The 22,260-nt window shown below is 69.8% G+C and carries 24 protein-coding genes; 5 read left to right on the forward strand and 19 right to left on the reverse strand.

Annotation, left to right across the window (positions count from 1 at the left end):
- Window positions 1-73: 73 nt before the first annotated feature.
- Together ASD90_RS13350 and ASD90_RS13355 are read right to left on the reverse strand one after the other, a co-directional pair.
- A complete protein-coding gene (locus ASD90_RS13350) occupies window positions 74-997 on the reverse strand; it encodes a phosphotransferase family protein (protein ID WP_056757191.1) in 924 nt (307 codons plus the stop codon).
- A gap of 100 nt (window positions 998-1,097) precedes the next feature.
- Window positions 1,098-1,973 carry a helix-turn-helix transcriptional regulator gene (locus tag ASD90_RS13355; protein WP_056757194.1) on the reverse strand — a complete coding sequence of 292 codons (876 nt, stop codon included), beginning with the start codon at window positions 1,971-1,973 and terminating at the stop codon, window positions 1,098-1,100.
- 152 nt (window positions 1,974-2,125) lie between these two features.
- On the opposite strand from ASD90_RS13355, the gene ASD90_RS13360 reads away from it, so the two are divergent.
- The 4 genes from ASD90_RS13360 (at window position 2,126) to ASD90_RS13375 (ending at window position 5,626) form a co-directional block, all read left to right on the forward strand.
- On the forward strand, window positions 2,126-3,004 hold the full coding sequence (locus tag ASD90_RS13360; RefSeq protein ID WP_056757196.1) for an aldo/keto reductase: 879 nt from the start codon (window positions 2,126-2,128) through the stop codon (window positions 3,002-3,004).
- Between the two features lie 42 nt (window positions 3,005-3,046).
- Window positions 3,047-3,802, forward strand: a complete 756-nt coding sequence (locus tag ASD90_RS13365) for an SDR family oxidoreductase (RefSeq protein ID WP_056757198.1) — start codon at window positions 3,047-3,049, stop codon at window positions 3,800-3,802.
- 43 nt (window positions 3,803-3,845) lie between these two features.
- Window positions 3,846-4,835: an aldo/keto reductase gene (locus ASD90_RS13370; RefSeq protein WP_056757201.1), complete on the forward strand. Its 990-nt coding sequence runs from the start codon at window positions 3,846-3,848 to the stop codon at window positions 4,833-4,835.
- Window positions 4,836-4,987: 152 nt separating this feature from the next.
- Window positions 4,988-5,626: a VOC family protein gene (locus ASD90_RS13375; protein WP_056757204.1), complete on the forward strand. Its 639-nt coding sequence runs from the start codon at window positions 4,988-4,990 to the stop codon at window positions 5,624-5,626.
- A 137-nt stretch (window positions 5,627-5,763) separates the two neighbouring features.
- Here ASD90_RS13375 and ASD90_RS13380 read toward each other — a convergent pair whose 3' ends face one another.
- From ASD90_RS13380 to ASD90_RS13390, 3 genes are all read right to left on the reverse strand, one after another.
- Window positions 5,764-6,321 (reverse strand): DUF664 domain-containing protein, encoded by a 558-nt coding sequence (locus tag ASD90_RS13380; protein ID WP_056757207.1) that lies wholly within the window; start codon window positions 6,319-6,321, stop codon window positions 5,764-5,766.
- A 44-nt stretch (window positions 6,322-6,365) separates the two neighbouring features.
- On the reverse strand, window positions 6,366-7,073 hold the full coding sequence (locus ASD90_RS13385) for a VOC family protein (RefSeq protein WP_056757209.1): 708 nt from the start codon (window positions 7,071-7,073) through the stop codon (window positions 6,366-6,368).
- Window positions 7,074-7,137: 64 nt separating this feature from the next.
- A complete protein-coding gene (locus tag ASD90_RS13390; protein ID WP_200958620.1) occupies window positions 7,138-7,467 on the reverse strand; it encodes a hypothetical protein in 330 nt (109 codons plus the stop codon).
- 57 nt (window positions 7,468-7,524) lie between these two features.
- Between ASD90_RS13390 and ASD90_RS13395 the strand changes: the two genes are divergently transcribed.
- Window positions 7,525-7,956 carry a DUF1801 domain-containing protein gene (locus ASD90_RS13395; RefSeq protein WP_056757212.1) on the forward strand — a complete coding sequence of 144 codons (432 nt, stop codon included), beginning with the start codon at window positions 7,525-7,527 and terminating at the stop codon, window positions 7,954-7,956.
- A gap of 48 nt (window positions 7,957-8,004) precedes the next feature.
- Here ASD90_RS13395 and ASD90_RS13400 read toward each other — a convergent pair whose 3' ends face one another.
- From ASD90_RS13400 to ASD90_RS13465, 14 genes are all read right to left on the reverse strand, one after another.
- Window positions 8,005-8,538 (reverse strand): GNAT family N-acetyltransferase, encoded by a 534-nt coding sequence (locus ASD90_RS13400; RefSeq protein ID WP_056757215.1) that lies wholly within the window; start codon window positions 8,536-8,538, stop codon window positions 8,005-8,007.
- An 81-nt stretch (window positions 8,539-8,619) separates the two neighbouring features.
- Window positions 8,620-9,819, reverse strand: a complete 1,200-nt coding sequence (locus ASD90_RS13405; RefSeq protein WP_369793604.1) for a TerC family protein — start codon at window positions 9,817-9,819, stop codon at window positions 8,620-8,622.
- Window positions 9,820-10,041: 222 nt separating this feature from the next.
- Entirely contained in the window at window positions 10,042-10,416 is a 375-nt protein-coding gene (locus ASD90_RS13410; RefSeq protein WP_235506629.1) for an MmcQ/YjbR family DNA-binding protein, read from the reverse strand.
- Between the two features lie 29 nt (window positions 10,417-10,445).
- A complete protein-coding gene (gene uvrB, locus ASD90_RS13415) occupies window positions 10,446-12,560 on the reverse strand; it encodes an excinuclease ABC subunit UvrB (RefSeq protein WP_056757217.1) in 2,115 nt (704 codons plus the stop codon).
- A gap of 40 nt (window positions 12,561-12,600) precedes the next feature.
- The gene (locus ASD90_RS13420) at window positions 12,601-12,984 is read right to left on the reverse strand and encodes a YciI family protein (RefSeq protein ID WP_056757220.1); all 384 of its coding nucleotides are present in this window, start codon (window positions 12,982-12,984) and stop codon (window positions 12,601-12,603) included.
- 77 nt (window positions 12,985-13,061) lie between these two features.
- Window positions 13,062-14,111 (reverse strand): biotin/lipoate A/B protein ligase family protein, encoded by a 1,050-nt coding sequence (locus ASD90_RS13425; protein ID WP_056757223.1) that lies wholly within the window; start codon window positions 14,109-14,111, stop codon window positions 13,062-13,064.
- Between the two features lie 43 nt (window positions 14,112-14,154).
- The gene (coaE, locus tag ASD90_RS13430) at window positions 14,155-15,363 is read right to left on the reverse strand and encodes a dephospho-CoA kinase (RefSeq protein ID WP_056757225.1); all 1,209 of its coding nucleotides are present in this window, start codon (window positions 15,361-15,363) and stop codon (window positions 14,155-14,157) included.
- Between the two features lie 128 nt (window positions 15,364-15,491).
- Window positions 15,492-15,953, reverse strand: a complete 462-nt coding sequence (locus tag ASD90_RS13435; protein ID WP_056757228.1) for a PPOX class F420-dependent oxidoreductase — start codon at window positions 15,951-15,953, stop codon at window positions 15,492-15,494.
- A gap of 2 nt (window positions 15,954-15,955) precedes the next feature.
- Entirely contained in the window at window positions 15,956-16,615 is a 660-nt protein-coding gene (locus ASD90_RS13440; protein ID WP_082588715.1) for a TetR/AcrR family transcriptional regulator, read from the reverse strand.
- Between the two features lie 250 nt (window positions 16,616-16,865).
- Window positions 16,866-17,747, reverse strand: coding sequence for a glycerophosphodiester phosphodiesterase family protein (locus ASD90_RS13445; RefSeq protein ID WP_056757231.1), 882 nt, complete (start codon window positions 17,745-17,747; stop codon window positions 16,866-16,868).
- 1 nt (window position 17,748) lies between these two features.
- Window positions 17,749-18,864, reverse strand: coding sequence for an ABC transporter ATP-binding protein (locus ASD90_RS13450; RefSeq protein ID WP_056757235.1), 1,116 nt, complete (start codon window positions 18,862-18,864; stop codon window positions 17,749-17,751).
- 102 nt (window positions 18,865-18,966) lie between these two features.
- A complete protein-coding gene (locus ASD90_RS13455) occupies window positions 18,967-20,268 on the reverse strand; it encodes an ABC transporter substrate-binding protein (protein ID WP_056757237.1) in 1,302 nt (433 codons plus the stop codon).
- A gap of 69 nt (window positions 20,269-20,337) precedes the next feature.
- Window positions 20,338-21,270 (reverse strand): carbohydrate ABC transporter permease, encoded by a 933-nt coding sequence (locus ASD90_RS13460; protein ID WP_157623177.1) that lies wholly within the window; start codon window positions 21,268-21,270, stop codon window positions 20,338-20,340.
- Window positions 21,267-22,217, reverse strand: a complete 951-nt coding sequence (locus tag ASD90_RS13465) for a carbohydrate ABC transporter permease (RefSeq protein ID WP_200958626.1) — start codon at window positions 22,215-22,217, stop codon at window positions 21,267-21,269. Before ASD90_RS13465 ends, ASD90_RS13460 begins: the two co-directional genes overlap by 4 nt.
- Window positions 22,218-22,260 lie beyond the last annotated feature (43 nt).

Here is a 22,260-nt window from a genome sequence, read left to right on the forward strand (position 1 = left end):
CGTCCTGCCGTGTTGGTCCGAGGGCTGCAGACCCGCGAAGCGCACGCCCGTGGGGCAGCAGGACGGGCCGTCGTCATGGGACTGACGGGTGCCAGCGCCGACCCGTGACGAGCTGTTCGAGGCTGGCCAGCCTCCGCGTGAGCAGCTGCCCGGGGAGGTTCGACTCGTCGCCGGTGAGGGCGAGCAGGATGTCGGAGACGAGGAAGGTCGCCTGCCGGACCTCGCACTCCCTCCGGAGAGCTGAACCCGAGATTCCAGCCGCCTCGGCGACCACGTCCATGACGGCCGCCTCGTGCTCGCCGCTGAACGAGACGAGGAAGAAGTAGTCGTCCAGCGGGTCGCCGAACCTCGCCCACTCGAAGTCGAGCAGGGCGGTGAGGTCGCCGTCGCTGGCGAGCCAGTTCTCCCAGTAGCAGTCGGCGTGCACGGGCACATCGGTGCGAGCTGCTCGAGGCGCCCCTTCGGCGACCGACACGAGTCCGTGGACGAGTGCCCGGTCGACGACGCGGTGGCGATCGGCCGCGACGAGCTGCTCGACCAGACCGAGGAGCTCGTCTCGCGTCGTGAAACCACCGTGGTCGAGTGGCTGCCGCAGGATCTCGGCCACGTCATCGGGAGGTCGCCAACGGTGCAGGACAGCGAGCCGCTCCATGGCTTGCTCGGCCAGTGACCGAGCGGTCGCGACGTCGACGCCCGGCAGTCCCGCACCGGGGGTGACACCCGGCGCTCGGGGGTAGCAGGCGAACTGGACGGAACGTCCGTCGAACGAGCGGGCTCCGCCGGCGAGCAGCTGGGGGGTGAGGCCCGGAGACAGATGGCCGGCCAGACGGATCTCCCGGTCCAGCCGCGAGTGCTCCGCCAGCTTCACGACGACGTCCCGTCCGACGAACACCCGGCTCGACTGGCTCTCGACGGGGATCAGCGGCCCTGCGGGGCGCCCCAGCTCGGTCTCGACGATCGACTCAGCCATCTCGCGCGGATCGAGACGTTGGGTCATCCGGCGTCCTTCCGACGGCGTCGGTCCAGGACTCCCCGGAGGCTCCAGTGGACGACACGCCCGTCAGCATGCCGACTGCGGCCGGTGGGCTGGTGCCGGGTCACTCCGTCCTCTCGGGTGTGCGGTGCGGAGCGTCCTGGCTCGTGGCCCAGCTGATGAGGAACTGCAGGGCTTCGGCAGAGACCGTGCCGGGTTCCACGGTGTAGGTGATGATCGTGAGGCCGTCGTCGCCGGGCAGCTCCAGCGCCTCACCGGTGAGCTCCAGGTCTCCGACGATCGGGTGGTGCATCCGTTTCGTCGACGTGCGGTGGAGCCGGACGGTGTGGCTGGCCCACCAGGTGCGAAACTCCTCACTGCGAGTGGAGAGCTCACCGACGAGGTCCGTCAGCCCGCGGTCATACGGGTTGTGGCCCGCCTGCAGCCGCAGGGAGGCGACGACGTCCTTGGCGACCGCCGACCAGTCGGCGTAGAAGTCCCGTGAGCGGTCGTCGAGGAACAGGTAGCGCGCGAGGTTGGGGTGCGTGGCGTCGGCGGTATAGAGGTCGGACAGCAGGGCTCGTCCGAACTGGTTGACACCGAGCAGGTCGAGGCGGTTGTTGCGGACGTACGCCGGCGCCGAGAGCGAGTCGAGGATGCGCTGGACGCCCGGCCGCAGCTGCTGCTTGGTGGTGGGGCGACGGCGCCGGCTGCCGCTGTTGGCCGCCCGTGCGAGGTCGAACAGATGCACGCGCTCGGACTCGTCGAGCTTGAGCGCTGCCGCCACGGCCTCCAGGACCGACTCGGACACCCCGGAGAGGTTGCCCCGCTCGAGCCGCGTGTAGTAGTCGGTGCTGACGTCGGCGAGCATGGCGACCTCCTCGCGTCGCAGGCCCTTGACCCGACGGTTGCTCCCGTAGAGCGTCAGGCCGGCCTGGTCGGGGGTGAGACGCGCCCGGCGTGAGGTCAGGAAGTCGCGCACTTCGGCCCTGTTGTCCATGCCTCGACCGTACGGTGCCGGCCCGCGCCCGAGGAGGGTCTGGCGTTACCTGTGACGGGCAGTGCTCGGAGCGGGAAACCGCGCACCAGCGCGACGAGAGGGGTAACACCAGCCCCTCCCTCGCGCAGAGCCCCACGCCTACGGTCGGTCACATGACCACTCTGCAGCTGAACAACCAGGTCGAGATGCCCGCCATCGGGCTGGGGGTCTTCCAGACACCTCCGGAGGAGACCCGTGCCGCCGTCGCGGCTGCGCTGGAGACGGGCTACCGCCACATCGACACTGCCGCCGCCTACGGCAACGAGCGCGAGGTCGGCAACGCCGTCCGCAGCTCCGGTGTGCCCCGCGACGACATCGTCATCGAGACGAAGATCTGGATCAGCGACTACGGCTACGACGAGACCCTGCACGGCTTCGACAAGAGCGCCCGCAAGCTGGGCGTCGAGCAGATCGACCTGCTCATCCTGCACCAGGCCCTCCCCTCGGCATTCGACCAGACGCTCGAGGCGTACCGGGCGTTGGAGACGCTCCTCGCGGACGGCAAGGTGCGCGCCATCGGCGTCAGCAACTTCATGGTCGAGCACCTCACCGCCCTTCTCGAGAAGGCGACGGTCGTGCCCGCGGTCAACCAGATCGAGCTGCACCCCTACTTCCAGCAGAATCCGGTCCAGGAGCTCGGCGCGCAGCACGGGATCCTCACGCAGGCGTGGTCCCCCATCGGTGGCATCACGTTCTACCGCGACGGCAAGCACGGCAGCACCCTCCAGGACCCGGTCATCGGCGGCATCGCCGAAGCGCACGACAAGACGCCCGCCCAGGTGATGCTGCGATGGCACCTGCAGCAGGGCCGCTCCGCCATTCCCAAGTCCACCAAGCCCCAGCGGATCGCGGAGAACTTCGACGTCTTCGACTTCGACCTGACCCCCGACGAGCTCGCGGCCATCGACGCCCTCGACACCGGTCAGCGGGGCGGCCCCGAACCGGCCGACATCACCCTGGAGTCCTTCGGGCGCCCCATCCCCGAGGCCTGAGCCCCCGGACATCCTGCGACCACGAACGAGAAAGCACCACGCATGACCACGACACCCCAGTCCACCCAGACCGGCAGGGTCGCCGTCGTCACCGGCGCCTCCTCCGGCATCGGCGCCGCCACCGCCCGCACCCTCGCCGCAGCCGGCTACCGCGTGGCCCTGCTGGCCCGGCGCACCGACCGGATCGACGCCCTCGCCCGCGAGCTCGGCTCCGCCGCCCTCGCCATCCAGGCCGACGTGACCGATCGCGCCAGCCTGCTCGCAGCAGCGGACCGGGTGCAGGACGAGCTCGGCGGCGCAGCCGTGCTCGTCAACAACGCCGGGGTCATGCTGCTCGGCCCGTTCAGCGCCGACCAGCGCGACGACTACCGCCAGATGGTCGAGGTCAACCTGCTCGGCGCCATCACCGCCACCGAGGTGTTCCTCGACCAGCTCACGACCGCCGGCTCGAGCAGTGCGGGCGGCGACATCATCAACATCTCCTCCGTCGCCGGACGCACCGCCCGCGCCGGCAACGGCGTCTACGCAGCCACGAAGTGGGGCCTCAACGGGTGGTCCGAGTCCCTCCGCCAGGAGCTGCTGCCCGACGTGCGCGTCACGCTCATCGAGCCCGGCGTCGTCGCCACCGAGCTGCCCACGCACATCACGCACGCGGAGACCCGCGAGGGGGTCGGCAGGCTCTACGACCAGGCCGAGGTCACGGCCGAGGACATCGCGGAGGTCATCGCGTTCGCTCTCAGCCGGCCGCGGCGCCTCGCCATCAACGAGATCCTCGTACGACCCGCCGGCCAGCTCTGAAGGCCGACGACCCCACACGCCTGACCCGACCAAGGAGAACCACATGCAGACACGCACTCTCGGCACCCGAGGCCTCGAGGTCTCCGCACTCGGTCTCGGGTGCATGGGCATGAGCCAGTCATTCGGTCCGCGACCGCCACGGGACGAGATGATCACGTTCCTCCGTGCCGCGGTCGACCGCGGCGTCACCCTCTTCGACACGGCCGAGGTCTACGGTCCCTTCCACAACGAGGAGCTCGTCGGCGAGGCGCTCCAACCGGTGCGCAATGACGTCGTCATCGCCACCAAGTTCGGGTTCGCGTTCGACGAGAACGGCAGGCAGACCGGCGTGACCAGCAGGCCCGACCACATCCGCACCACCGTCGACGGCTCCCTGCGGCGCCTGCGCACCGACGCGATCGACCTGCTCTACCAGCACCGGGTCGACCCGGAGGTCCCCATCGAAGAGGTCGCCGGAGCCGTCAAGGAGCTCATCGAGGCCGGCAAGGTGCACCACTTCGGCCTGTCCGAGGCGGGTGTCCAGACGATCCGGCGCGCCCACGCCGTGCAACCCGTCACGGCGCTGGAGAGTGAGTACTCGCTCTTCTGGCGCGAGCCCGAGGACGCGATCCTGCCTGCCTTGGACGAGCTCGGCATCGGCTTCGTCCCCTTCAGCCCCCTCGGACGCGGCTTCCTCACCGGTCAGGTCACCGCTGGGACCGAGTTCGGCGAGGGGGACATCCGCGCGACGCTTCCACGCTTCGAGCGAGAGGCGCTGCAGGCCAACCTCGCCCTCGTCGACCTCGTCAGGACGGTCGCCGAACGCAGGAGCGCGACGGTCGGGCAGATCGCCCTCGCGTGGCTCCTTGCGCAGCGACCGTGGATCACGCCGATCCCCGGGACGCGACGCCTCGAGCGGCTCGACGAGAACCTGGCATCCGCCGACCTCGAGCTCACCGCGTCGGACCTCGCTGAGCTCGACCGCGCGTCAGCGACCGTCCAGGTCCAGGGAGACCGATATCCCGAAGCCATGCAACGGATGATCGACCGCTGACCGCGGCTCTGGGCGTCGACCGTCTCGCCACCCTGCGAGAAGGGCGGCGAACGGGTCACCGCCGCGCACGTCGTGACGGCCTACGGCTCGCCATCGTCACCTGAGCCAGTGTGGGTAGGTTGTCGGGCAGGTGTCGAGTCGTGGGAGGCAGCATGGCCATCGGGGCGGACGAGTTCTACGCGGTCGCGTCCAGCGATGAGTGGCGGCTGACCTTCGAGGGTGCGTTGGCGCACTACGTGTGTCCCGACGCGCGGAGACGAGTCGAGTTCGCCGGGCGGGTGGTGGATCTGGAGCCGGGGGGCTACGGGCCCGATCTGGAGCTGCGGGCGACCGGCGTCACGGTGCGGCTGGCGTCCTCGTTCGACGCCGGTGGCCTGCCCGAGGCGGCCGCTGGTCTGGCGGCTTCGGTCTCCGAGATCGCGGAGGAGCTCGGCCTGCCCGCGGACGTCGAGCACCTGCAGGCGATGCAGATCGCGGTGGACGGCGGGATGGACGCCATTCCGTTCTGGCAGGCCGTCACGGGATACGACCAGGTTGGCGACGCCGACCTCGTCGACCCGCTCGGCCGCGCTCCGGGCGTGTGGAACCAGGCCGTGAACGACGGCCGGGACGCACCGGCACGCATCCACCTCGACGTCAGCGTGTCGGCCGACGAGGCTGCCCGGCGCATCGACGCCGCCTTGAGGGCGGGTGGTCGCGTCGCGGACGACTCGCACGCCCCGCACTGGATCACGTTGGCCGACCCGTCAGGGAACCTCGTCGACATCGCGGCCTGGCCCGACCTGCCGTGACTGCGGCCTGACCGCGGCTTGATCGGAGGCGATGACACGTTCGACCCATGGTCGGGCGTGCCCGTCCTCACCGCGCGGCACCGTGAGTGCCACCCCCCCGCTCGCACCAGGCTTCCACGCGCCTGCTTCCGGTTGGGTCACTCGCCCGCGAGCTCGGCCGCGATGTCGACATGGCCCGCGTGCCGGGAGTACTCGACGAGTACGTGGAAGCAGATCCACTCGAGCGTCGGCGGATCCTGCCCGAAGCGCCCTCCCGCGGCTGCGCGCTCGTCCAACGGGTGGTCCCGGATGATGGCGCTGGTCCGCCGGCCGAGCGCCCGAAGCCGGTCCGCCAGGTCTTCCGCGGTCACGTCGTCGGCTACGCGCCAGCGCGCGGCGACCTTGGTCTCGTCGCTGTCGTCCGCGGTCCACGGCTCGGGCAGGTTCCAGTCGCCCCAGGGCTGTTGGACGTCCTCGCCGAGGAACCCCCACACGAACCACCGCCGCTCCATGTGCAGCACGTGACTGAGCAGCTCGATCGGCGTCCAGCCGCTCGCCACGCGTGAGGTGCGCTGCTCCTGCGCGGACAGCGACAGGACCGAGGCGATGACCTCCTCGCGGACCCACGCGAGGTAGTCCGCCCACCGTTGCCCACCAGGCGGTCCGCTCTTCGTCGGCTCAGAAGGACTCGCGCTCGCCGCCTCGCCATTGCTCACGCTGCCGAGGCTAGACGCCGCCGCAGGTCGCGCGAGGGCGCGGTTCAGTCCTTCTTCGCTGGGGACTCGGCCACGCAGAGGACTCCCGTGTTGCCGTCCTGGTCGGCGATGACGGTGAGCGACGGTGCGTCGCTGTCATCGACGACAGTCCCACCCGCCGCGACGGCGGCGGCGACTCGTTGCTCGGCCACCTCGGGCGCGACGTAGACCTCGACGTGGAACCGCTGACGCAGGGCCTCGTGCTCGTCGGGGTCACCGAACCACAGGTTCGGCACCCGCCCGGTGGCGTCCCGGATCTCGTCGCTCGGGGACCCGTGGCCCCGGGCCTCGGCGCTCCCGGTCAGCAGGGCGGCCCACACCGGGGCGATGGTGGCGGAGCGCGCCGTGTCGAGGCCGAGCTCGAGGACGCTGACCGAGGCCGGGTCGGCGTCGACCTTGTGCTCGGCGGCGATCTCGGTGATCCGTCGGGCAAGCTCGACGTCCTGCTGGGTCACCCATTCGACGACGTGCTCGGCGCCTTCGTCGTCGCGGTAGATGGCGTCGGCGCTGACCAGCTTGAGGTCGACGTACCCGGTGCCGATCGACACGCTCGGATGGTGCCCGAGCCCGTCACCCGCTTCCCCAACGGCGACGACGAACCGTGCGCCGGTGCCGAAGTCGTCGACCAGGTAGCGCGCATGCAGTCCTTGGGCCAGCTTGCGCCAGTCGGCCAGCCTGGCCTCGGCGATCTCGTCGCCCTTGAGCATGTCCATGCTCGGGGACCCTATCCGGAATCACCCGGGGCGCCGAAGCCAGCGGACCCACGATCCAGAAAGATCACAGGCCGAGCAGCACCGGCGTGCCCGGGACGTCACCGGCGATCAGCGCCGCCAGCGGTGTCGCGATGTCGCGGGGGGAGAACAGGTCGGTTCCGCCGTATGCGGCGATGTCTGCGTGCCGCCACCATCGCATCGCGCTGATGTGCTCGGCGGCGAGCTCGTCATCGGACAGGGCGCCACGGGGATCGAAGCGCGTGGCGCGGACGAGGAAGTAGTCGTTCACCACCCCGTCGTGGCCGTCCGCCAGGCCGGGACCGGTGACTTCCTGGTGCCAGACGTGAGGCGGGTCGGCGTCGACGCCAACGGCGCGGCCGCAACCCCTCGTCACTCCAGGACCGCTCGCCCCTGTTCGGCACCATCTCCACGTTGCTAGCATCTGGCCGAGATGGAGATCCCTGAGCTCGTCGAGGCCTACCTCGCCGGTCAGCCAGAGCCCAAGCAGACCGACCTGCGACTGCTGCATGCGCGGATGCTGGCGGAGTTTCCGGGGTGCAGGCTGTGGTTCACCGACGGCACGGACGAGCGCGGCAAGGTCGTGGCCAACCCCAACGTCGGCTACGGCGTGCGCACCCTCACCTACGCCGACGGGTCGTCGCGAGAGTTCTATCGCGTCGGCCTGAGCGCCAACACGACGGGCATCTCCGTCTATGTCCTCGGCCTCGCAGACCAGGGCTACCTGGCGCGCACCTTTGGCGACTCGATCGGCAAGGCCAGCGTCACGGGCTACTGCATCAAGTTCAGACGCCTTGCAGTCATCGACGCCGAGGCTCTTCAGGCGGCGATCCGCCACGGCATGACCGTCGACCAGACCGGTTGAGCGCGGCTCGGCACGGGTCGCAGCACCCGGCCCGTGCGGCCGTGGCGCTCAGCGCTCGTCGGTCCACTCGAACAGCTCGCAGGAGGTGTCCATGTACCGGGTCGTCAGGCCCACGTAGCGCATGCCGAGGCGCCGGCAGACGGCCTGGGACGCGTGGTTGTCGGGGTGGGTGACAGCGATGACTCGGCTTTGCCCGCGTGCCAAGGCGTCGGCCGACGCAGCGACGGCGGCCTCGGTCGCGTAGCCGTGGCCCCAGGCGTCGGGGTGCACGTGCCATCCGATCTCCACCTCGGCCGGGTCCGATGGCTCTTCGCCTGCCGACAGCGTGATGGGCTTGAGGAGGAGGTTCCCGAGCCGTGCGCCGGCGTGGTCGGTGATGATCCAGATGCCGTGGATGGGGTGCTCGCTGACGGCCCGGCGGCGTGCGACGGAGGCGAGCGCCTCGTCGCGGGAGGTCATGGGTGTGGGGTCGGCTCCCAGGTAGCGCACGACCTCCCATCGGCCCTCGAGGTCGAGGAGGAAATCGGTGTCGTCAGCGTCCCACGGCCTGAGAGTCAGTCGCTGTGACGTGATGGTTCGCATGGACGCAACCTAGCGATCGGCGGGAAAGCGAGCCGCCCACCGACCGGGCGGTCGGCGGGCGGCTCGTGACGGCATACGCCCTCAGTGCTGGTCGCGCGAGACGGGGGGCGCGGTGACGCCGTCGCGCTCGGTGACGCCGTCGCGCTCGGTGACGCCGTCGTGCTCGGTGACGCCGTCGTGCTCGGTGACGCCGTCGTGCTCGGTGACGCCTTCGTGCTCGGCGGCGTCGGTCGAGGCGTCGGACTCGGCAGACGCGTCCGGCGCGACATCCGTGCGCGTGGTGTCGGCTGCGCCGCCCGCGGCCTCGAGCTTCGCGTCTCGGCTGGACTTCCAGAGGCTCGCGACGGTGGTGACGCCGAGGATGAGGACAATCGCACCGAGCGAGACGATGATCGGGATGTCGGGGACGCCCTCGATCGGCTGGCCGCCGTTGATGAACGGCAGGTTGTTCTCGTGCATCGCGTGCATGAAGAGCTTGACGCCGATGAACGCGAGCAGGACCGCGAGGCCGATGCTGAGGTAGACGAGCTTCTTGAGCAGGCCGCCGATGAGGAAGTAGAGCTGACGAAGTCCCATGAGGGCGAAGATGTTGGCCGTCAGGACGAGGTACGGCTCGTTGGTCAGGCCGTAGATCGCCGGGATCGAGTCGAGCGCGAAGAGCAGGTCGGTCGTGCCCAGGGCGAGGATGACGATGAGCATCGGCGTGATCAGGCGCTTGCCGTTCTCGATCACCGTCAGGCTCGTGCCGTGCCACTCCTTCGTAGCCGGGAAGCGCTTCTCGACCCAGAGCAGGAAACGGTTCTCGTGGTACTGGTCGTCGTCGCTCTCGCCACCCGTCGCGAGCTTGATCGCCGTGTAGACGAGGAAGGCGCCGAAGATGTAGAAGACCCACGCGTAGGCGTTGATGACGACCGCGCCGAGCCCGATGAAGATGCCGCGCAGGATGATCGCGATGACGATGCCGACCATGAGGGCCGACTGCTGGAGCTTCTTCGGCACCTTGAAGCTGCCCATGATGAGCAGGAAGACAAAGAGGTTGTCGACGGACAACGAGTACTCGGTGAGCCACCCGGCGTAGAACTCACCGGCATACTGCCCGCCCCACTCGAACCAGATGAAGAGTCCGAAGAGCACGGCGAGGCCGACGAAGAAGGCCAGGTGCCTCCCGGCCTCGGCCATCGACGGGACGTGGGGCCGCCGTGCGATGACGAAGACGTCGACGGCGAGGAACACGGTCATCAGACCGATGGTGAGGAACCAACCCCACACGGGAACGTTCATGGGCACAACCTTCCGGTCACCAGATCAGTAACCGGAGGTCTCTCCCGCCCGGCGTGGTGCCGGACCGACGGGACCGGGAGCGGCGGTGAGACCCACTCCGTGATGACGAGCCCGTCGTGTCGGGGATACTCCCCTCCGTGAACGCCTGAGTCTTTCACTCCGAGCGGCGCGCCTCAAATCGGTCCCGCCCCGTGAGCACGACGTCGGCCGGTCGCGCCGCGCTCAGCCGGCCGTCCCGGGTCGCTTGCCGCGCGGCAACCCGGAGACGACGATCTCGTAGGAGGTCTCTATCGCCTCGAGCAGCTCGTCCGGCTCGATGGCCCCGGTCGTGCGCAGGGTGTTCCAGCCGTGACGGCCGATGTAGGCCATGACGCTCGCGTCGTCGGGGTAGCGGTGCAGCCACTCGTCTGCCTCCGTGCGGCTCCGGGCACACTTGACCCCCACCGACTCGGGTCCGAGGAAGACGAAGATCTTGTCGCCCACCTTGGCGACGGTGTCGCCGTCCCACGGCGAGTCCTCCCACGCACCGGGCAGCGCCAGCGCGGCAGCGCGAAGGCGGGCAGCCACGCCACCGCGCCCCGAGCCCTTCGCCGTCACGACGTCCTCACCGCGTCCTCACCGGGTCCTCACCGCGTCGCGGCACTCATCTGCCGCAGCTCCTTCTTCAGGTCGCCGATCTCGTCGCGCAGACGTGCTGCGAGCTCGAAGTGGAGCTCGGCCGCGGCCTGGTGCATCTGGGTCGTGAGCTCCTGGATGAGACCGGCGAGGTCGGCCGCCGCCATGTCGGCCGGGCGGTTGGTCGCACCGCCTGCGGAGACGCCGACGTCGGCGGCCATGGCGCCACGTCCCGCGCCGCTCTTGCCCCGGGACTGCATGCGCCCCGAGCCGAGCAGCTCCTGGGTGTCGGCGTCCTCGCGCTCGAGCAGGTCGGTGATGTCGGCGATCTTCTTGCGCAGCGGGGTCGGGTCGATGCCGTGCTCGGTGTTGTAGGCGATCTGCTTCTCGCGGCGCCGGTTGGTCTCGTCGAGCGCCTGCTCCATCGAGGGCGTGATCTTGTCGGCGTACATGTGGACCTGACCCGAGACGTTGCGAGCCGCACGACCGATCGTCTGGATGAGCGACCGGGCCGACCGGAGGAAGCCCTCCTTGTCGGCGTCGAGGATGGACACGAGCGACACCTCGGGCAGGTCGAGACCCTCGCGCAGCAGGTTGATGCCGACGAGGACGTCGAAGACGCCGGTGCGCAGCTCGCGGAGCAGCTCGACCCGGCGCAGGGTGTCGATGTCGCTGTGGAGGTAGCGGACCCGGATGCCCTTGTCGAGGAGGTAGTCGGTGAGGTCCTCGGCCATCTTCTTCGTCAGGGTGGTGACGAGGACGCGCTCGTTGCGCTCGGTGCGCTCCTGGATCTCGTGCATGAGGTCGTCGATCTGGCCCTTGGTCGGCTTGAGCACGACCTCGGGGTCGATGAGCCCGGTGGGTCGGATGATCTGCTCGACGGGCGGACCGGACTTGGCCAGCTCGTACTCCCCCGGCGTCGCCGAGAGGTAGACGGTCTGCCCGATGCGCTCGAGGAACTCCTCCCACTTCAGCGGACGGTTGTCCATGGCGCTCGGCAGTCGGAAGCCGTGCTCGACGAGCATCCGCTTGCGGGACATGTCGCCCTCGTACATCGCGCCGATCTGCGGGACCGTCTGGTGCGACTCGTCGAGCACGAGGAGGAAGTCCTCGGGGAAGTAGTCGATGAGGCAGTTCGGGGCCGAGCCGGACGTGCGGCCGTCGATGTGGCGGCTGTAGTTCTCGATGCCGTTGCAGAAGCCGACCTGACGCATCATCTCGAGGTCGTAGGTCGTGCGCATGCGCAGGCGCTGGGCCTCGAGGAGCTTGCCCTGCTTCTCGAAGAGCGCCAGCTGGTCCTCGAGCTCGAGCTCGATGCCGCGGATGGCGCGCTCCATGCGCTCGGGGCCGGCGACGTAGTGCGAGGCCGGGAAGACGTACATCTCCTGCTCCTCGTTGACGACCTCGCCCGTCACGGGGTGCAGCGTGTAGATGCGCTCGATCTCGTCGCCGAAGAACTCGATGCGGATCGCGAGCTCCTCGTAGACCGGGATGATCTCGACGGTGTCGCCGCGGACCCGGAAGGTGCCCCGCGTGAAGGCGAGGTCGTTGCGGGTGTACTGCATCTCGACGAAGCGGCGCAGCAGGTCGTCGCGCACGACCTCCTGGCCGACCTTGAGACGGGCCATCCGGTCGACGTACTCCTGTGGCGTGCCGAGGCCGTAGATGCACGACACCGAGGCGACGACGATGACGTCGCGCCGGGTCAGCAGGGAGTTGGTGGCCGAGTGCCGCAGCCGCTCGACCTCGTCGTTGACCGAGCTGTCCTTCTCGATGTAGGTGTCGGTCTGCGGGATGTACGCCTCGGGCTGGTAGTAGTCGTAGTAGCTGACGAAGTACTCGACGGCGTTGTTGGGCAGCAGCTCGCGGAACTCGTTGGCCAGCTGCGCGGCGAGCGTCTTGTTGGGCGCCATGACGAGCGTCGGCCGCTGCACCTGCTCGATGAGCCAGGCGGTCGTGGCCGACTTGCCGGTGCCGGTGGCGCCGAGCAGCACGGTGTCGGTGTCTCCCGCCCGGACCCGCCGCGCGAGCTCGGCGATCGCCGTGGGCTGGTCACCGCTCGGGGTGTACTCGGAGATCACCTCGAAGGGGGCCACCGTGCGCTGGAGGTCGGTCGTGGGACGCATGGCTCAACCGTACGTCGCACGACCGACAGCGCCCACTCGCCTACTCCTCCCACACGTACGCGGGGCGCAGCTCGACGGTGTCGCCGGGCCCCGCGAACGTCACGGCGAGCTCCTCCGCCCGCTCCCGGGAGTCGACGTCGAGCAGGAAGAAGCCGGCGAGGTGCTCCTTGCTCTCGGCGTACGGTCCGTCCGTCGCGACCGTGCCGCTCACGTCCCACCGGTACAGCCGGGCCTCTGCCGGGTCGCCCAGGGCCTCGCCACCCTTGAGCTCGCCGCTCTTCGAGAGCTCCTCGAGCATCGCGTCGAAGGCGGCGGCTCCGGCGTCGCGCTCCTCCTGCGGTCGCGCGAGCGCCTCGGCGACGAAGTTCCCGGTCGGGTGACCCCAGGGCTGGGGGTTGGAGTGGATGAGGATGACGTACTTCATGGTCGGTCCCTTCGGTTCGCGGGCGGCCAGTCTGCCGCCTCGCAGGGGACGTCGGAGCCGACACGCCGTCCTCGACATCACGGCACGCGGTGGGTCCACTCCGGGGTCGCGAACTTGTCGTCGACGAGCCGCTGCGCCTGCTCCAGCTCGTCGGCCGTGTAGTCGGAGAGGGTCGTCCGGTAGCGACGGGCGAACGTCGCGGAAAACGACTCGAGGATCGCGTCGCGGGTCATGCCCGTCTGCGAGCGCATCGGGTCGACCCGCTTGTTGGCCGACTTCGTGCCCTTGTCGCTCATCTTCTCCCGACCGATCCGCAGCACCTCGAGCATCTTGTCGGCGTCGATGTCGTAGGCCATCGTCACGTGGTGGAGCACGGCGCCGGACACGAAGCGCTTCTGCGCGGCGCCGCCGATCTTGCCGCGGTCGCTCGCGATGTCGTTGAGGGGCACGAAGTGGGCGGTGACACCGATCTCGGCGAGCGCCTCGATGACCCACTCGTCGAGGAAGGAGTAGGACCGCTCGAAGCTCAGGCCCTCGACGAGCGAGGTCGGCACGACGAGCGAGTAGGTGATGGTGTTGCCCGGCTCCATGAACATGGCTCCCCCGCCCGAGATGCGGCGCACGACGTCGATGCCGTGGCGCTCGGCACCCTCCGGGTCCACTTCGTTGCGGACGGACTGGAACGAGCCGATGACGACGAGCGGGCTGTCCCAGTCCCAGAACCGCAGGGTCGGGGGCCGCTCCCCCGCCGCGACCTCGCGGGCGATGACCTCGTCGAGCGCGACGTGGAGGGCCGGGTCGAGCACGCGTGCCGGGATGACGTCGAAGTCGTGGTCGTCCCACCCGGTCGCCTTGCCGAGGGCACGCCGGATCGCGATGCCGATCGACTCCGCGGTGAAGCCGATGAGCGAGACGTCGTCGGCGAGCGCGCCGTTCACCGCTCCGGCCAGCTGCTCGACACCGGCGTCGACCGGCATGCCCGTCAGCGCCGCGTTGATGTCGCCGAGCGCCTCGTCGGGCTCGAGGAAGAAGTCGCCCGAGACGCTGACCTGCGCCAGCCGTCCGCCGTCCTCCTCGAGGTCGACCGCCACGAGCTTGCCACCGGGAACCTTGTACTCACCACGCATGTCACGCTCAACACCGCACACCGCGCGCGTATGCCGCAAGCTCCTACCGCGGCTGCCACCCCGTGCGCTCGGCCCAGTCGGTCGCGCGCAGCCACGCGCCCTCGAACCACGCCTCCTTGGCCACGACGTAGTCGGAGGTGCTCTCGTGCAGGCCGAGCAGTCGGTGCTTCTCCGCGGCGTACGCGTCGCGCTCGGCGGGCTCGTGGCGCAGCCAGTCACGGAAGAGAAGCGCGAAGCGCCAGCCGGCGGAGCCGTGCTCGCGCACGTGGACGTGCACGTGGTTCGCGGGGTCGCAGCCGCCGAGGAAGCGCTTGACCCAGGCAGCAGGGTCCGAGCCGAGTGGGTGGGGGGTGTCGCTGTGGACCCCGTGGGAAGACACGTAGCCGGCGTCCCGCAGGACCTGCCGGACGTCGTCCCGGTCGGCGTCGTCGAGGTGGTGGACCCCGACCTGGACGTCGATGACGTCCTTGGCGATCAGCCCGGGCACGGAGGTCGACCCGATGTGCGACACCTCCGTGGCCACACCCGTGGGCGCGAGTGCTGCCGCGAGGCGTGCCACGACGCGCTCGGCCCGGGGCTCCCAGTCCGGTCGCGGCTCGACGACGCAGTCACGTGCGAGGTCGGGGCGTCGTGCTCGGGTGCCGGACCCGAGGTTCGCCTCGTAGGGCACGAGCCGCTCGTGCCAGAGGGCCTCGACGGCGCGGACGAGATCGTCCGGGGTGCCGGAGTTGTCGAGCACGACGTCGGCCACCGCGCGCCGTTGCTCGTCGGTGGCCTGGGCGGCGATGCGGTGCCGGGCGTCGTCCGCGGAGAGGCCACGCTGCTCGACGAGCCGCCGCACGCGTGTCTCGGCATCGGCCTCGACGACGACCGTGAGGTGCTCGTGCACCCAGAGCCCGCGCTCGACGAGGAGCGGCATGTCGTAGACGGAGACGACCCCGTCGGGCACGGCCGCCCGCTGCTGCGCCACCCGGGCGGCGATGGCCGGCCCGGTGATCGCGTCGAGCGCGTCGAGCGCGTCGCGGTCGGGGAAGACGATCGCGGCCAGGGCGGCCCGGTCGAGGCTCCCGTCGTCGCGGAGGACGTGGACGCCGAAGCGCTCGCGGATGCGCTCGAGCGTCGGCTCCCCCGGCTCGACGACCTCGCGCGCGACGGCGTCGGCGTCGACGACGTGCGCGCCGAGCTCGGCCAGCCGTCGCGAGACCGTGGACTTGCCCGACCCGATCCCACCGGTGACTCCCACGCGCAGCACGGGCGCCAGCCTACGTGCGGGTCCCGGCGCCCGCCCGAGCGGGAGCGAGCACCGAACGCTGCGTTCGGTCTCGAAAGCCGTGCTGTGACACTGCGCTCGGCGTCGAACGCTGGTTCAGGAAGGGATGCTCAGGCGAGGCGGGCGGGGAAGCCGCCGGTGGCCACCGGGCCCCACCGGGTGGGCGTGACGCGGAGCAGGGACTTGCCCTGGTCGCGCATCGCCTGGCGGTACTCGTCCCAGTCCGGGTGCTCGCCGGAGATGGCCCGGAAGTAGTCGACGAGCGGCTCGACGGAGTCGGGGAGGTCGATGACCTCGCAGTCCCCGTCGACCTGCACCCACTCGCCGCCGAAGTCGTCGGACAGCACGAGGACGCTGACCTGGGGACTCCGGCGCGCGTTCGTCGTCTTGGCGCGCTCGGGATAGGTCGAGATCACGATGCGTCCCTGCTCGTCGACGCCGCCGGTGACTGGCGAGGCCTGCGGCCGACCGTCGGCACGCTGCGTCATGAGCACCATGGAGTGGCGCGGACGCACGAAGTCGAGCAGCGCGTCGAGGTCGACGTGGGTGTTGGTCGCGATCTGGCGGGGCATGCTCAGTCCTCCTGGTGGGTGCTGGCGCGGTCGAAGACCGCGACGACCGCCTCGGCCAGCCAGGCGGCATACATCGTGTGGGTCCACCCGCACCGTCGCACGAAGCGGTCGTAGATCTCTGGAGCCGTGACGGTCCAGACGATGTCGATGAACCGCTCACGGTCGAGGTGCGGAGGTATGCCGTGGGCCGCGTCGAGCGCGTTGAGGGCGTTCGTGTTGCCGACCCGTCGCTCGCGGTCGATGGTCGCGACGAACTCCTGCAGGCCGGCGTCGCCCCCGGGACCCTGGGCGAGGAGGACGCCGAGGAGGGGCCCGACGCGCTCGTAGATGGTCGCGCACAAGGCGGCGTAGGCCCGCACGAAGCTCTCGCGGTCGGGGGCCGCCGACATGGCCCGGAACTCGGGCCGATCCTGCATGGCCACGGGGGCGTCGTCACCGACGAGCAGCACGTCGTAGACGGCCTTGACGACCGCCGCCTTCCCACCGACGGCGTTGTAGACGGTCTGCGCGCTGACGCCCGCGCTCGAGGCGAGGGCGCTGACCGACATCGCGTGGTACCCGTCGCGCAGGAGCATGTCGCGGGCCGCCTCGATGATCCGGCGCCGCGTCGCGAGGGCTGCCTCCGCCCTCGAACTGTTGTCGTACGCCCGGTCTGTTGACATCGGAGTCCTTCGAAAGCATCATGAGTTCGCTGGAACGGCGTTCTAGCGAATGGGTGGGGTCCAGGGGTCCCCACCCAGCTGCTGCACCAGGCGGTTGCAGCGCCGACATCGGCGCCTGTCGACCGGACGAGTGTGCCACGAGCGCCACAGCGCCCGCCCCGGCGGGGCACCGGAGGGGAAGTGAGGGGCCGGACCACGGGGGTCCGGCCCCTCGCTGGGGCTCAGCCGGGTGAGCCGGGGGCCTCTTCCCTCAGGCAGGGGCCGGGGTGAGCACCGACAGGGCGCGGTCGGGATAGTCAGAGACGATGCCGTCGACCCCCGCCTCGACGAGCGCCACCATGCGGTCCGGCTCGTTGACCGTCCACGGCAGCACCGCGAGTCCGGCCCGGTGCGCGCGGTCGACGAAGTCCGCGTCGACGAGCACGTGCTCGGGTGAGATCACCTGGGCGCCCACGGCAGCGGCACCGGCGCACACGTCGTCATGCGACTCCCCCACCGTCACGCTCCCGGTCCACGGGCTGCCCGGCATCCACGTCACGGAGGCCTCGACGAGCGCCGAACGGATGACCCCGGGGGCCAGCTCGGCCGACAGCTCGAGCACCGCCCAGTCGAAGGAGTGCATGAAGCACTGCCGCTCCAGGCCCGCGTCGTGCACGCTCGACAGGACGCGATCGAGGAGCTGGCGCCGGCTCGCGGACTCCCCTGCGTCGAGCGGGTTGACCTTGAGCTCGATGGTCCACCACACGTCGGGCGCGCGCTCTCGCCCGTGGGCCAGCACCTCGTCCAGCGTCGAGATGCGGGCGCCCGGCGAGGGGCGCTGGTCCGGGAAGCCGGCGAGCGTCTGGCTGCCGACGTCGACCGTGCGCAGCTGCTCCAGCGTCAGCTCGGCGACGCGGGCCCCGACGACGTCGGGACCGGTCGGCAGGCACTTGCCCGGCAGCAGCACCGGGTCGTGCCAGACGACGACCTCACCGTCGGACGTGAGCCGGACGTCGAGCTCGACACCGGTCACCCCGGCGTCGTACGCGGCCGCGAAGCTCGCCAGGGTGTTCTCGACGACGAGCCCCTTGGCACCACGGTGCCCCTCGACGTCGAACCGGCCCGAGGCCCAGGGGCCGGGGCGAGCGGACATGTCAGGCCTCGATCCGCTCGCCGGAGGTCGCGTCGAAGAGGTGGACCTCGCCGCGGTTGGGCTCGACGTGCACCGTGTCGCCGACGGTCAGGTGCGTGCGCTTGTCGAGGCGGACCGTGACCCGGTCGGTGCCCTCGTCCGCACCGACCGGACGGCCGTAGACGAACGACTCGGAGCCGAGGGACTCGACGAGCTCGACATTGAGCGCGAGGGCCGACGCGTCGGCCCCGTCCCGGGCTCCGTCCGCAGGCGTCTCGACGACGTGCCACGACTCGGGCCGCAGCCCCACCACGACCTTCTCCCCCGCCCGGCCGGCTACGGCACGGTCGAGCGGCACGGATACGCCGTGGACGCGGGCGACACCCTCGCGGACCTCCGACTCGACGAGGGTGATGGCCGGCGATCCGATGAAGGCCGCCACGAAGGTGTTGACCGGGTGGTCGTAGAGCCGCTCCGGCGTGTCGACCTGCTGGAGCCTCCCGTCGCGCAGCACCGCGACACGGTGCCCCATCGTCATCGCCTCGACCTGGTCGTGGGTGACGTAGACGGTCGTGATCCCCAGACGCCGCTGGAGACCCGCGATCTGCGAACGCGTCGAGACGCGCAGCTTGGCGTCGAGGTTGGACAGCGGCTCGTCCATGCAGAAGACCTTGGGGTTGCGCACGATCGCCCGGCCCATCGCCACGCGCTGGCGCTGCCCGCCGGACATCTGGCCCGGCTTGCGGTCGAGCAGCGGCTCGAGCTCGAGGATCTTGGCGGCCTCGGCGACCCGCTGCTTCGTCTCGGCCTTGCTCACCTTCGCGTTGTCGAGGGCGAAGGCCATGTTCTGGGCCGCGGACATGTTGGGGTAGAGCGCGTAGCTCTGGAAGACCATGGCGATGTCGCGGTCGCGGGGACGCACGCCCTTCTGGTCGTGTCCGTCTACGAGGATCCGGCCGCCGTCGACGGGCTCGAGGCCGGCGAGCATGCGCAGCGTCGTCGACTTGCCGCAGCCCGAGGGGCCGACGAGGACGAGGAACTCACCGTCGGCGATGTCGAGCGTGATGCCGTCGACCGCCGGGGCGTCGTCGTCCTTGGAGAACCGACGAGTCGCCTCGTCGAAGTACACGGTTGCCATCGGTGGCCTCTCGGGTCGTTCGTGTGGGGAGCTCGTACGCCGTCCGGCGGGTCCGCGCGGAGCCCGCCGGACGGCATACGACCGAGGTGGTGCGGTGGCGCGTCAGGCGCCCAGCTTGCTCTTGATCTGCGAGTCGAAGACCTGCTGGCTCTCGGCGTCGAGCGCCTTGAAGACCGCCGCGACGTCCTGGCCCTGGACGATCTGGTCGAGGCCCTTGCCGATGCGCGCGCCACCACCGGGGAGCAGCACGCGGACGTTGTCCTGCGACCGGGTCTTGGGCAGCTGCTCGATCGCCGTCTTCGCGTTCGGGTTCTTCTCGAGGAACGCCTTCTCCTCCGGCAGCTCCACGGCCGACTTGCGCACGGGCATGTACCCGGTGGCCTGCGTGAAGGTGACGGTGTTCTGGGCATTGGTGAGGAACTCGATGAACGTCAGCGCGTTCTTCTTGCGGTCGTCGGAGATGTTGGCCGGGATGCCGACGCCCGCGCCACCCGTCGGGCAGTTGCCGTCCGTGGGCAGGAACGCCGTGCCCACCGGGAACTTCGCGTCCTTGGCCACGCCGCCGAGCGATCCGGTCGACATCATGCTGCAGCCGACGATGCCGGCCGTGAAGTCGGGCGCCGGGTCCTTGGAGAGCTTGAGGTAGCCGTCCTTGGCGAGGTTCTGCAGGTAGGTGCCGGCCTTGACGGTGTTGGGGTCCGAGAACGTCGGCGTCCACTCCTTGGAGTAGGCACCGCCGTAGCCCCACACCATGTTCTGGAAGACCCAGTCGAGGTAGTTCGAGCCGTCGGGCAGCTCCATGACGATCTTGTCGGAGCCGGCGGCGGCCTTGAGCTTCGGTGCCCACGTGAGGAACTCGTCCCAGTCCTTGGGGCCACGGTCCTCGAGACCGGCGGCCTTCCAGAGGTCCTTGTTGTAGTAGAAGAGCGGTGTCGACCGGGAGAACGGCAGCGCGTAGTGCTTGTCGTCGAGGTTGTAGTCGTTGTAGAGCGCGTCGACGTAGTCGGACGTGTCGAGCTTCGCCGTCGCGAGCAGCTCGTCGAGCGGGCTGAGCTGCTTGTTGAGCGCGAAGTTGAACCACGTGACGTCCGAGACGACGACGACGTCGGGCAGCGAGCCGCCGGCGAGCGACGCGTTGAACTTCTGCGCGACCTCCTCGTAGTTCTTGCCGGCGTCGACGAGCTTGACCTTGAGGCCGGAGTTGGCCGCCTCGAAGGCCTTGATGATCTCCTGCTCGACCGGCTTGCTGTTGCCGGGGTGGTTGCTCCAGAACTCGATGGTGTTGCTCGAGCCGCCCCCGCTGCCCGTCGACGGTGCCGTGCCCGTGCCGGCGCAGGCCGCGAGACCGGCGACGCCGGCGGCCCCGGCGAGGCCGAGGAAGCCTCGACGTGAGAACTCGTTCATGGATGGTGCCTTTCCCTGTGGTGGTGGGTTGGGGTCGTTGGTATGGATCGGCCTGCGGCAGAGCAGGACTCAGCTCTTCACGGCCCCCGCCGTGAGGCCCTTGATCATCTGCCGCTGGAGGAAGAGGAACAGCACGAGGATCGGCAGCATCGCCAGGACGGTGCCGGCCATGACCGGCCCCCAGTTGGTGACGCCGTCGTTGTTCTGGAGGAACGTCAGACCGACGGGCAGCGTGGCCGTCGACTCGTCGTCGGCCATCAGGAACGGCCAGAGGTACTCGTTCCACTCGTTGACCACCGTGATGAGCGCGAACGCCACCAGCGTCGGCCACGACATGGGCATGACCACGCGCCACAGCAGCTTCATCGGCCCCGCCCCGTCGAGGCGGGCGGCCTCGATGATCTCTCCGGGCAGGTTGAGGAACTGGTTGCGCATGAGGAAGGTGCCGAAGGCGACACCGGCCAGCGGGATGATGATGCCCTGGTAGGTGTTGCGCCAGCCGAGCTGCGCGACGAGCGCGTAGTTGCTGATGACGGTGATCTGGTTGGGCACCATCAGGGCCGCGATGACGACGAGGAAGACGATCGAGCGCCCCGGGAAGCGCAGCAGCGACAGGGCGTACGCGCTGATGACGCCGAGGATGATCTTCGCGAGCGACGTCGCGGACGTGATGAGCACCGAGTTGCGGACGTAGTCGAAGAACGGGATGCGGGTCGTCAGCTCGCTGTAGTTCGCGGTGGTGGCGGGGTCGGGCCACCACTGCGCCGGACGGACGTAGATGTCGCCGCGCTCCTTGAACGACGTGATGAGGATCCAGAAGAGCGGGACGGCGACGACGAGGACGACGAGGACCATGCCGGCGTATCCCGCTGCGGTCCAGAGCGGTCCACGGTTGTGGGTCGACGCCTCCACGTTGTGCGACGCGCGTCGGCGCCGACGCCGGGTGGGCGCCTCAGGTGCCTTCTCGTCGTCGAGGGTCCCGAGGATGGTGGACGTGCTCATGCCTTCTTCCCCCTGTCCATGAAGCGCACCTGGACGACCGTGACGGCGAGCAGGATGACGAACATGACCGTGGCGACCGTGGCGCCGTAGCCGGCGCGCTGGTTGACGAACGTCTCCTGGTAGACCTGGTAGACGAGGGTGGTCGTGGCATTGCCCTGTGGACCGCCTCGGGTCATGACGTTGATGATGTCGAAGACCTGCACCGAGCTGAGCAGCACCGTGATCGACAGGAAGAAGGTCGTCGGCCGCAGCTGTGGCATGAGGACCCGGCGGAAGCGGGTCCAGGCCGACGCCCCGTCGATCTCGGCCGCCTCGTCGAGGTCGGCGCGCCGGCCCTGGAGGGCGGCCAGGTAGATGACGAACGTGTAGCCGATGTTCTTCCAGATGTAGGTCACGGTCACCATGAACAGGGCCCATCCGGGCTCCTGGTAGAAGTCCGGGACCCCGACGCCGATGCGGACCAGCAGGTCGCGGATGAGGCCGTAGTTGGGGTCGAAGACGAACTGGAACGCGATGCCGATCGCGGCGCCCGAGATGACGAACGGCGCGAACACGACCGAGCGCACGAGGTTGCGGCCCCTGAGCTTCTGGTCGAGCAGCAGCGCGAGGCCGAGCCCGACCGCCATCGAGATGCCGACCGTCGCGACCGTGAAGACCAACGTGTTGCCCACGATGATCTTCGTGTCGTCACGCCCGAACCACTCGATGTAGTTCGACAGGCCCACGGGGTTGGCGATGGGCGAGGAGACGTTCCAGTCGGTGAACGACAGCCTGATGTTGTCGAGCAGCGGACGGTAGGTGAAGACGATGAGGAGCACGAGGTTGGGCAGGAGCAGGAGGGCCGCGAGCGACCACTCCCAGGCCCGTCCGCTCGACCGTCGCGGGGGTGGCCCGACCTCGGGCGGGGGTCCCCCGGTTCCGGGCGTGGCGCTGCGGGGATGGGTCACCGATGACTGCACCCGGCCAACCTAGCCGCGCGAATGCACCGAT

It is taken from the genome of Terrabacter sp. Root181 (genome assembly GCF_001428505.1).
Taxonomy (GTDB): domain Bacteria; phylum Actinomycetota; class Actinomycetes; order Actinomycetales; family Dermatophilaceae; genus Terrabacter.

Excerpts from the sequence above, each read along its gene's own strand:
- ASD90_RS13460 (WP_157623177.1), bottom strand. The coding sequence starts at position 21,270 with ATGAGCACGTCCACCATCCTCGGGACCCTCGACGACGAGAAGGCACCT.
- ASD90_RS13400 (WP_056757215.1), bottom strand. The coding sequence starts at position 8,538 with ATGCGAACCATCACGTCACAGCGACTGACTCTCAGGCCGTGGGACGCT.
- ASD90_RS13395 (WP_056757212.1), top strand. The coding sequence starts at position 7,525 with ATGGAGATCCCTGAGCTCGTCGAGGCCTACCTCGCCGGTCAGCCAGAG.
- ASD90_RS13385 (WP_056757209.1), bottom strand. The coding sequence starts at position 7,073 with ATGGACATGCTCAAGGGCGACGAGATCGCCGAGGCCAGGCTGGCCGAC.
- ASD90_RS13365 (WP_056757198.1), top strand. The coding sequence starts at position 3,047 with ATGACCACGACACCCCAGTCCACCCAGACCGGCAGGGTCGCCGTCGTC.
- ASD90_RS13350 (WP_056757191.1), bottom strand. The coding sequence starts at position 997 with ATGACCCAACGTCTCGATCCGCGCGAGATGGCTGAGTCGATCGTCGAG.
- ASD90_RS13420 (WP_056757220.1), bottom strand. The coding sequence starts at position 12,984 with ATGAAGTACGTCATCCTCATCCACTCCAACCCCCAGCCCTGGGGTCAC.
- ASD90_RS13355 (WP_056757194.1), bottom strand. The coding sequence starts at position 1,973 with ATGGACAACAGGGCCGAAGTGCGCGACTTCCTGACCTCACGCCGGGCG.
- ASD90_RS13445 (WP_056757231.1), bottom strand. The coding sequence starts at position 17,747 with ATGTCCGCTCGCCCCGGCCCCTGGGCCTCGGGCCGGTTCGACGTCGAG.
- ASD90_RS13405 (WP_369793604.1), bottom strand. The coding sequence starts at position 9,819 with ATGAACGTTCCCGTGTGGGGTTGGTTCCTCACCATCGGTCTGATGACC.
- ASD90_RS13455 (WP_056757237.1), bottom strand. The coding sequence starts at position 20,268 with ATGAACGAGTTCTCACGTCGAGGCTTCCTCGGCCTCGCCGGGGCCGCC.
- ASD90_RS13435 (WP_056757228.1), bottom strand. The coding sequence starts at position 15,953 with ATGCCCCGCCAGATCGCGACCAACACCCACGTCGACCTCGACGCGCTG.
- ASD90_RS13360 (WP_056757196.1), top strand. The coding sequence starts at position 2,126 with ATGACCACTCTGCAGCTGAACAACCAGGTCGAGATGCCCGCCATCGGG.
- ASD90_RS13375 (WP_056757204.1), top strand. The coding sequence starts at position 4,988 with ATGGCCATCGGGGCGGACGAGTTCTACGCGGTCGCGTCCAGCGATGAG.
- ASD90_RS13450 (WP_056757235.1), bottom strand. The coding sequence starts at position 18,864 with ATGGCAACCGTGTACTTCGACGAGGCGACTCGTCGGTTCTCCAAGGAC.
- uvrB (WP_056757217.1), bottom strand. The coding sequence starts at position 12,560 with ATGCGTCCCACGACCGACCTCCAGCGCACGGTGGCCCCCTTCGAGGTG.
- ASD90_RS13370 (WP_056757201.1), top strand. The coding sequence starts at position 3,846 with ATGCAGACACGCACTCTCGGCACCCGAGGCCTCGAGGTCTCCGCACTC.
- ASD90_RS13440 (WP_082588715.1), bottom strand. The coding sequence starts at position 16,615 with ATGTCAACAGACCGGGCGTACGACAACAGTTCGAGGGCGGAGGCAGCC.
- ASD90_RS13425 (WP_056757223.1), bottom strand. The coding sequence starts at position 14,111 with ATGCGTGGTGAGTACAAGGTTCCCGGTGGCAAGCTCGTGGCGGTCGAC.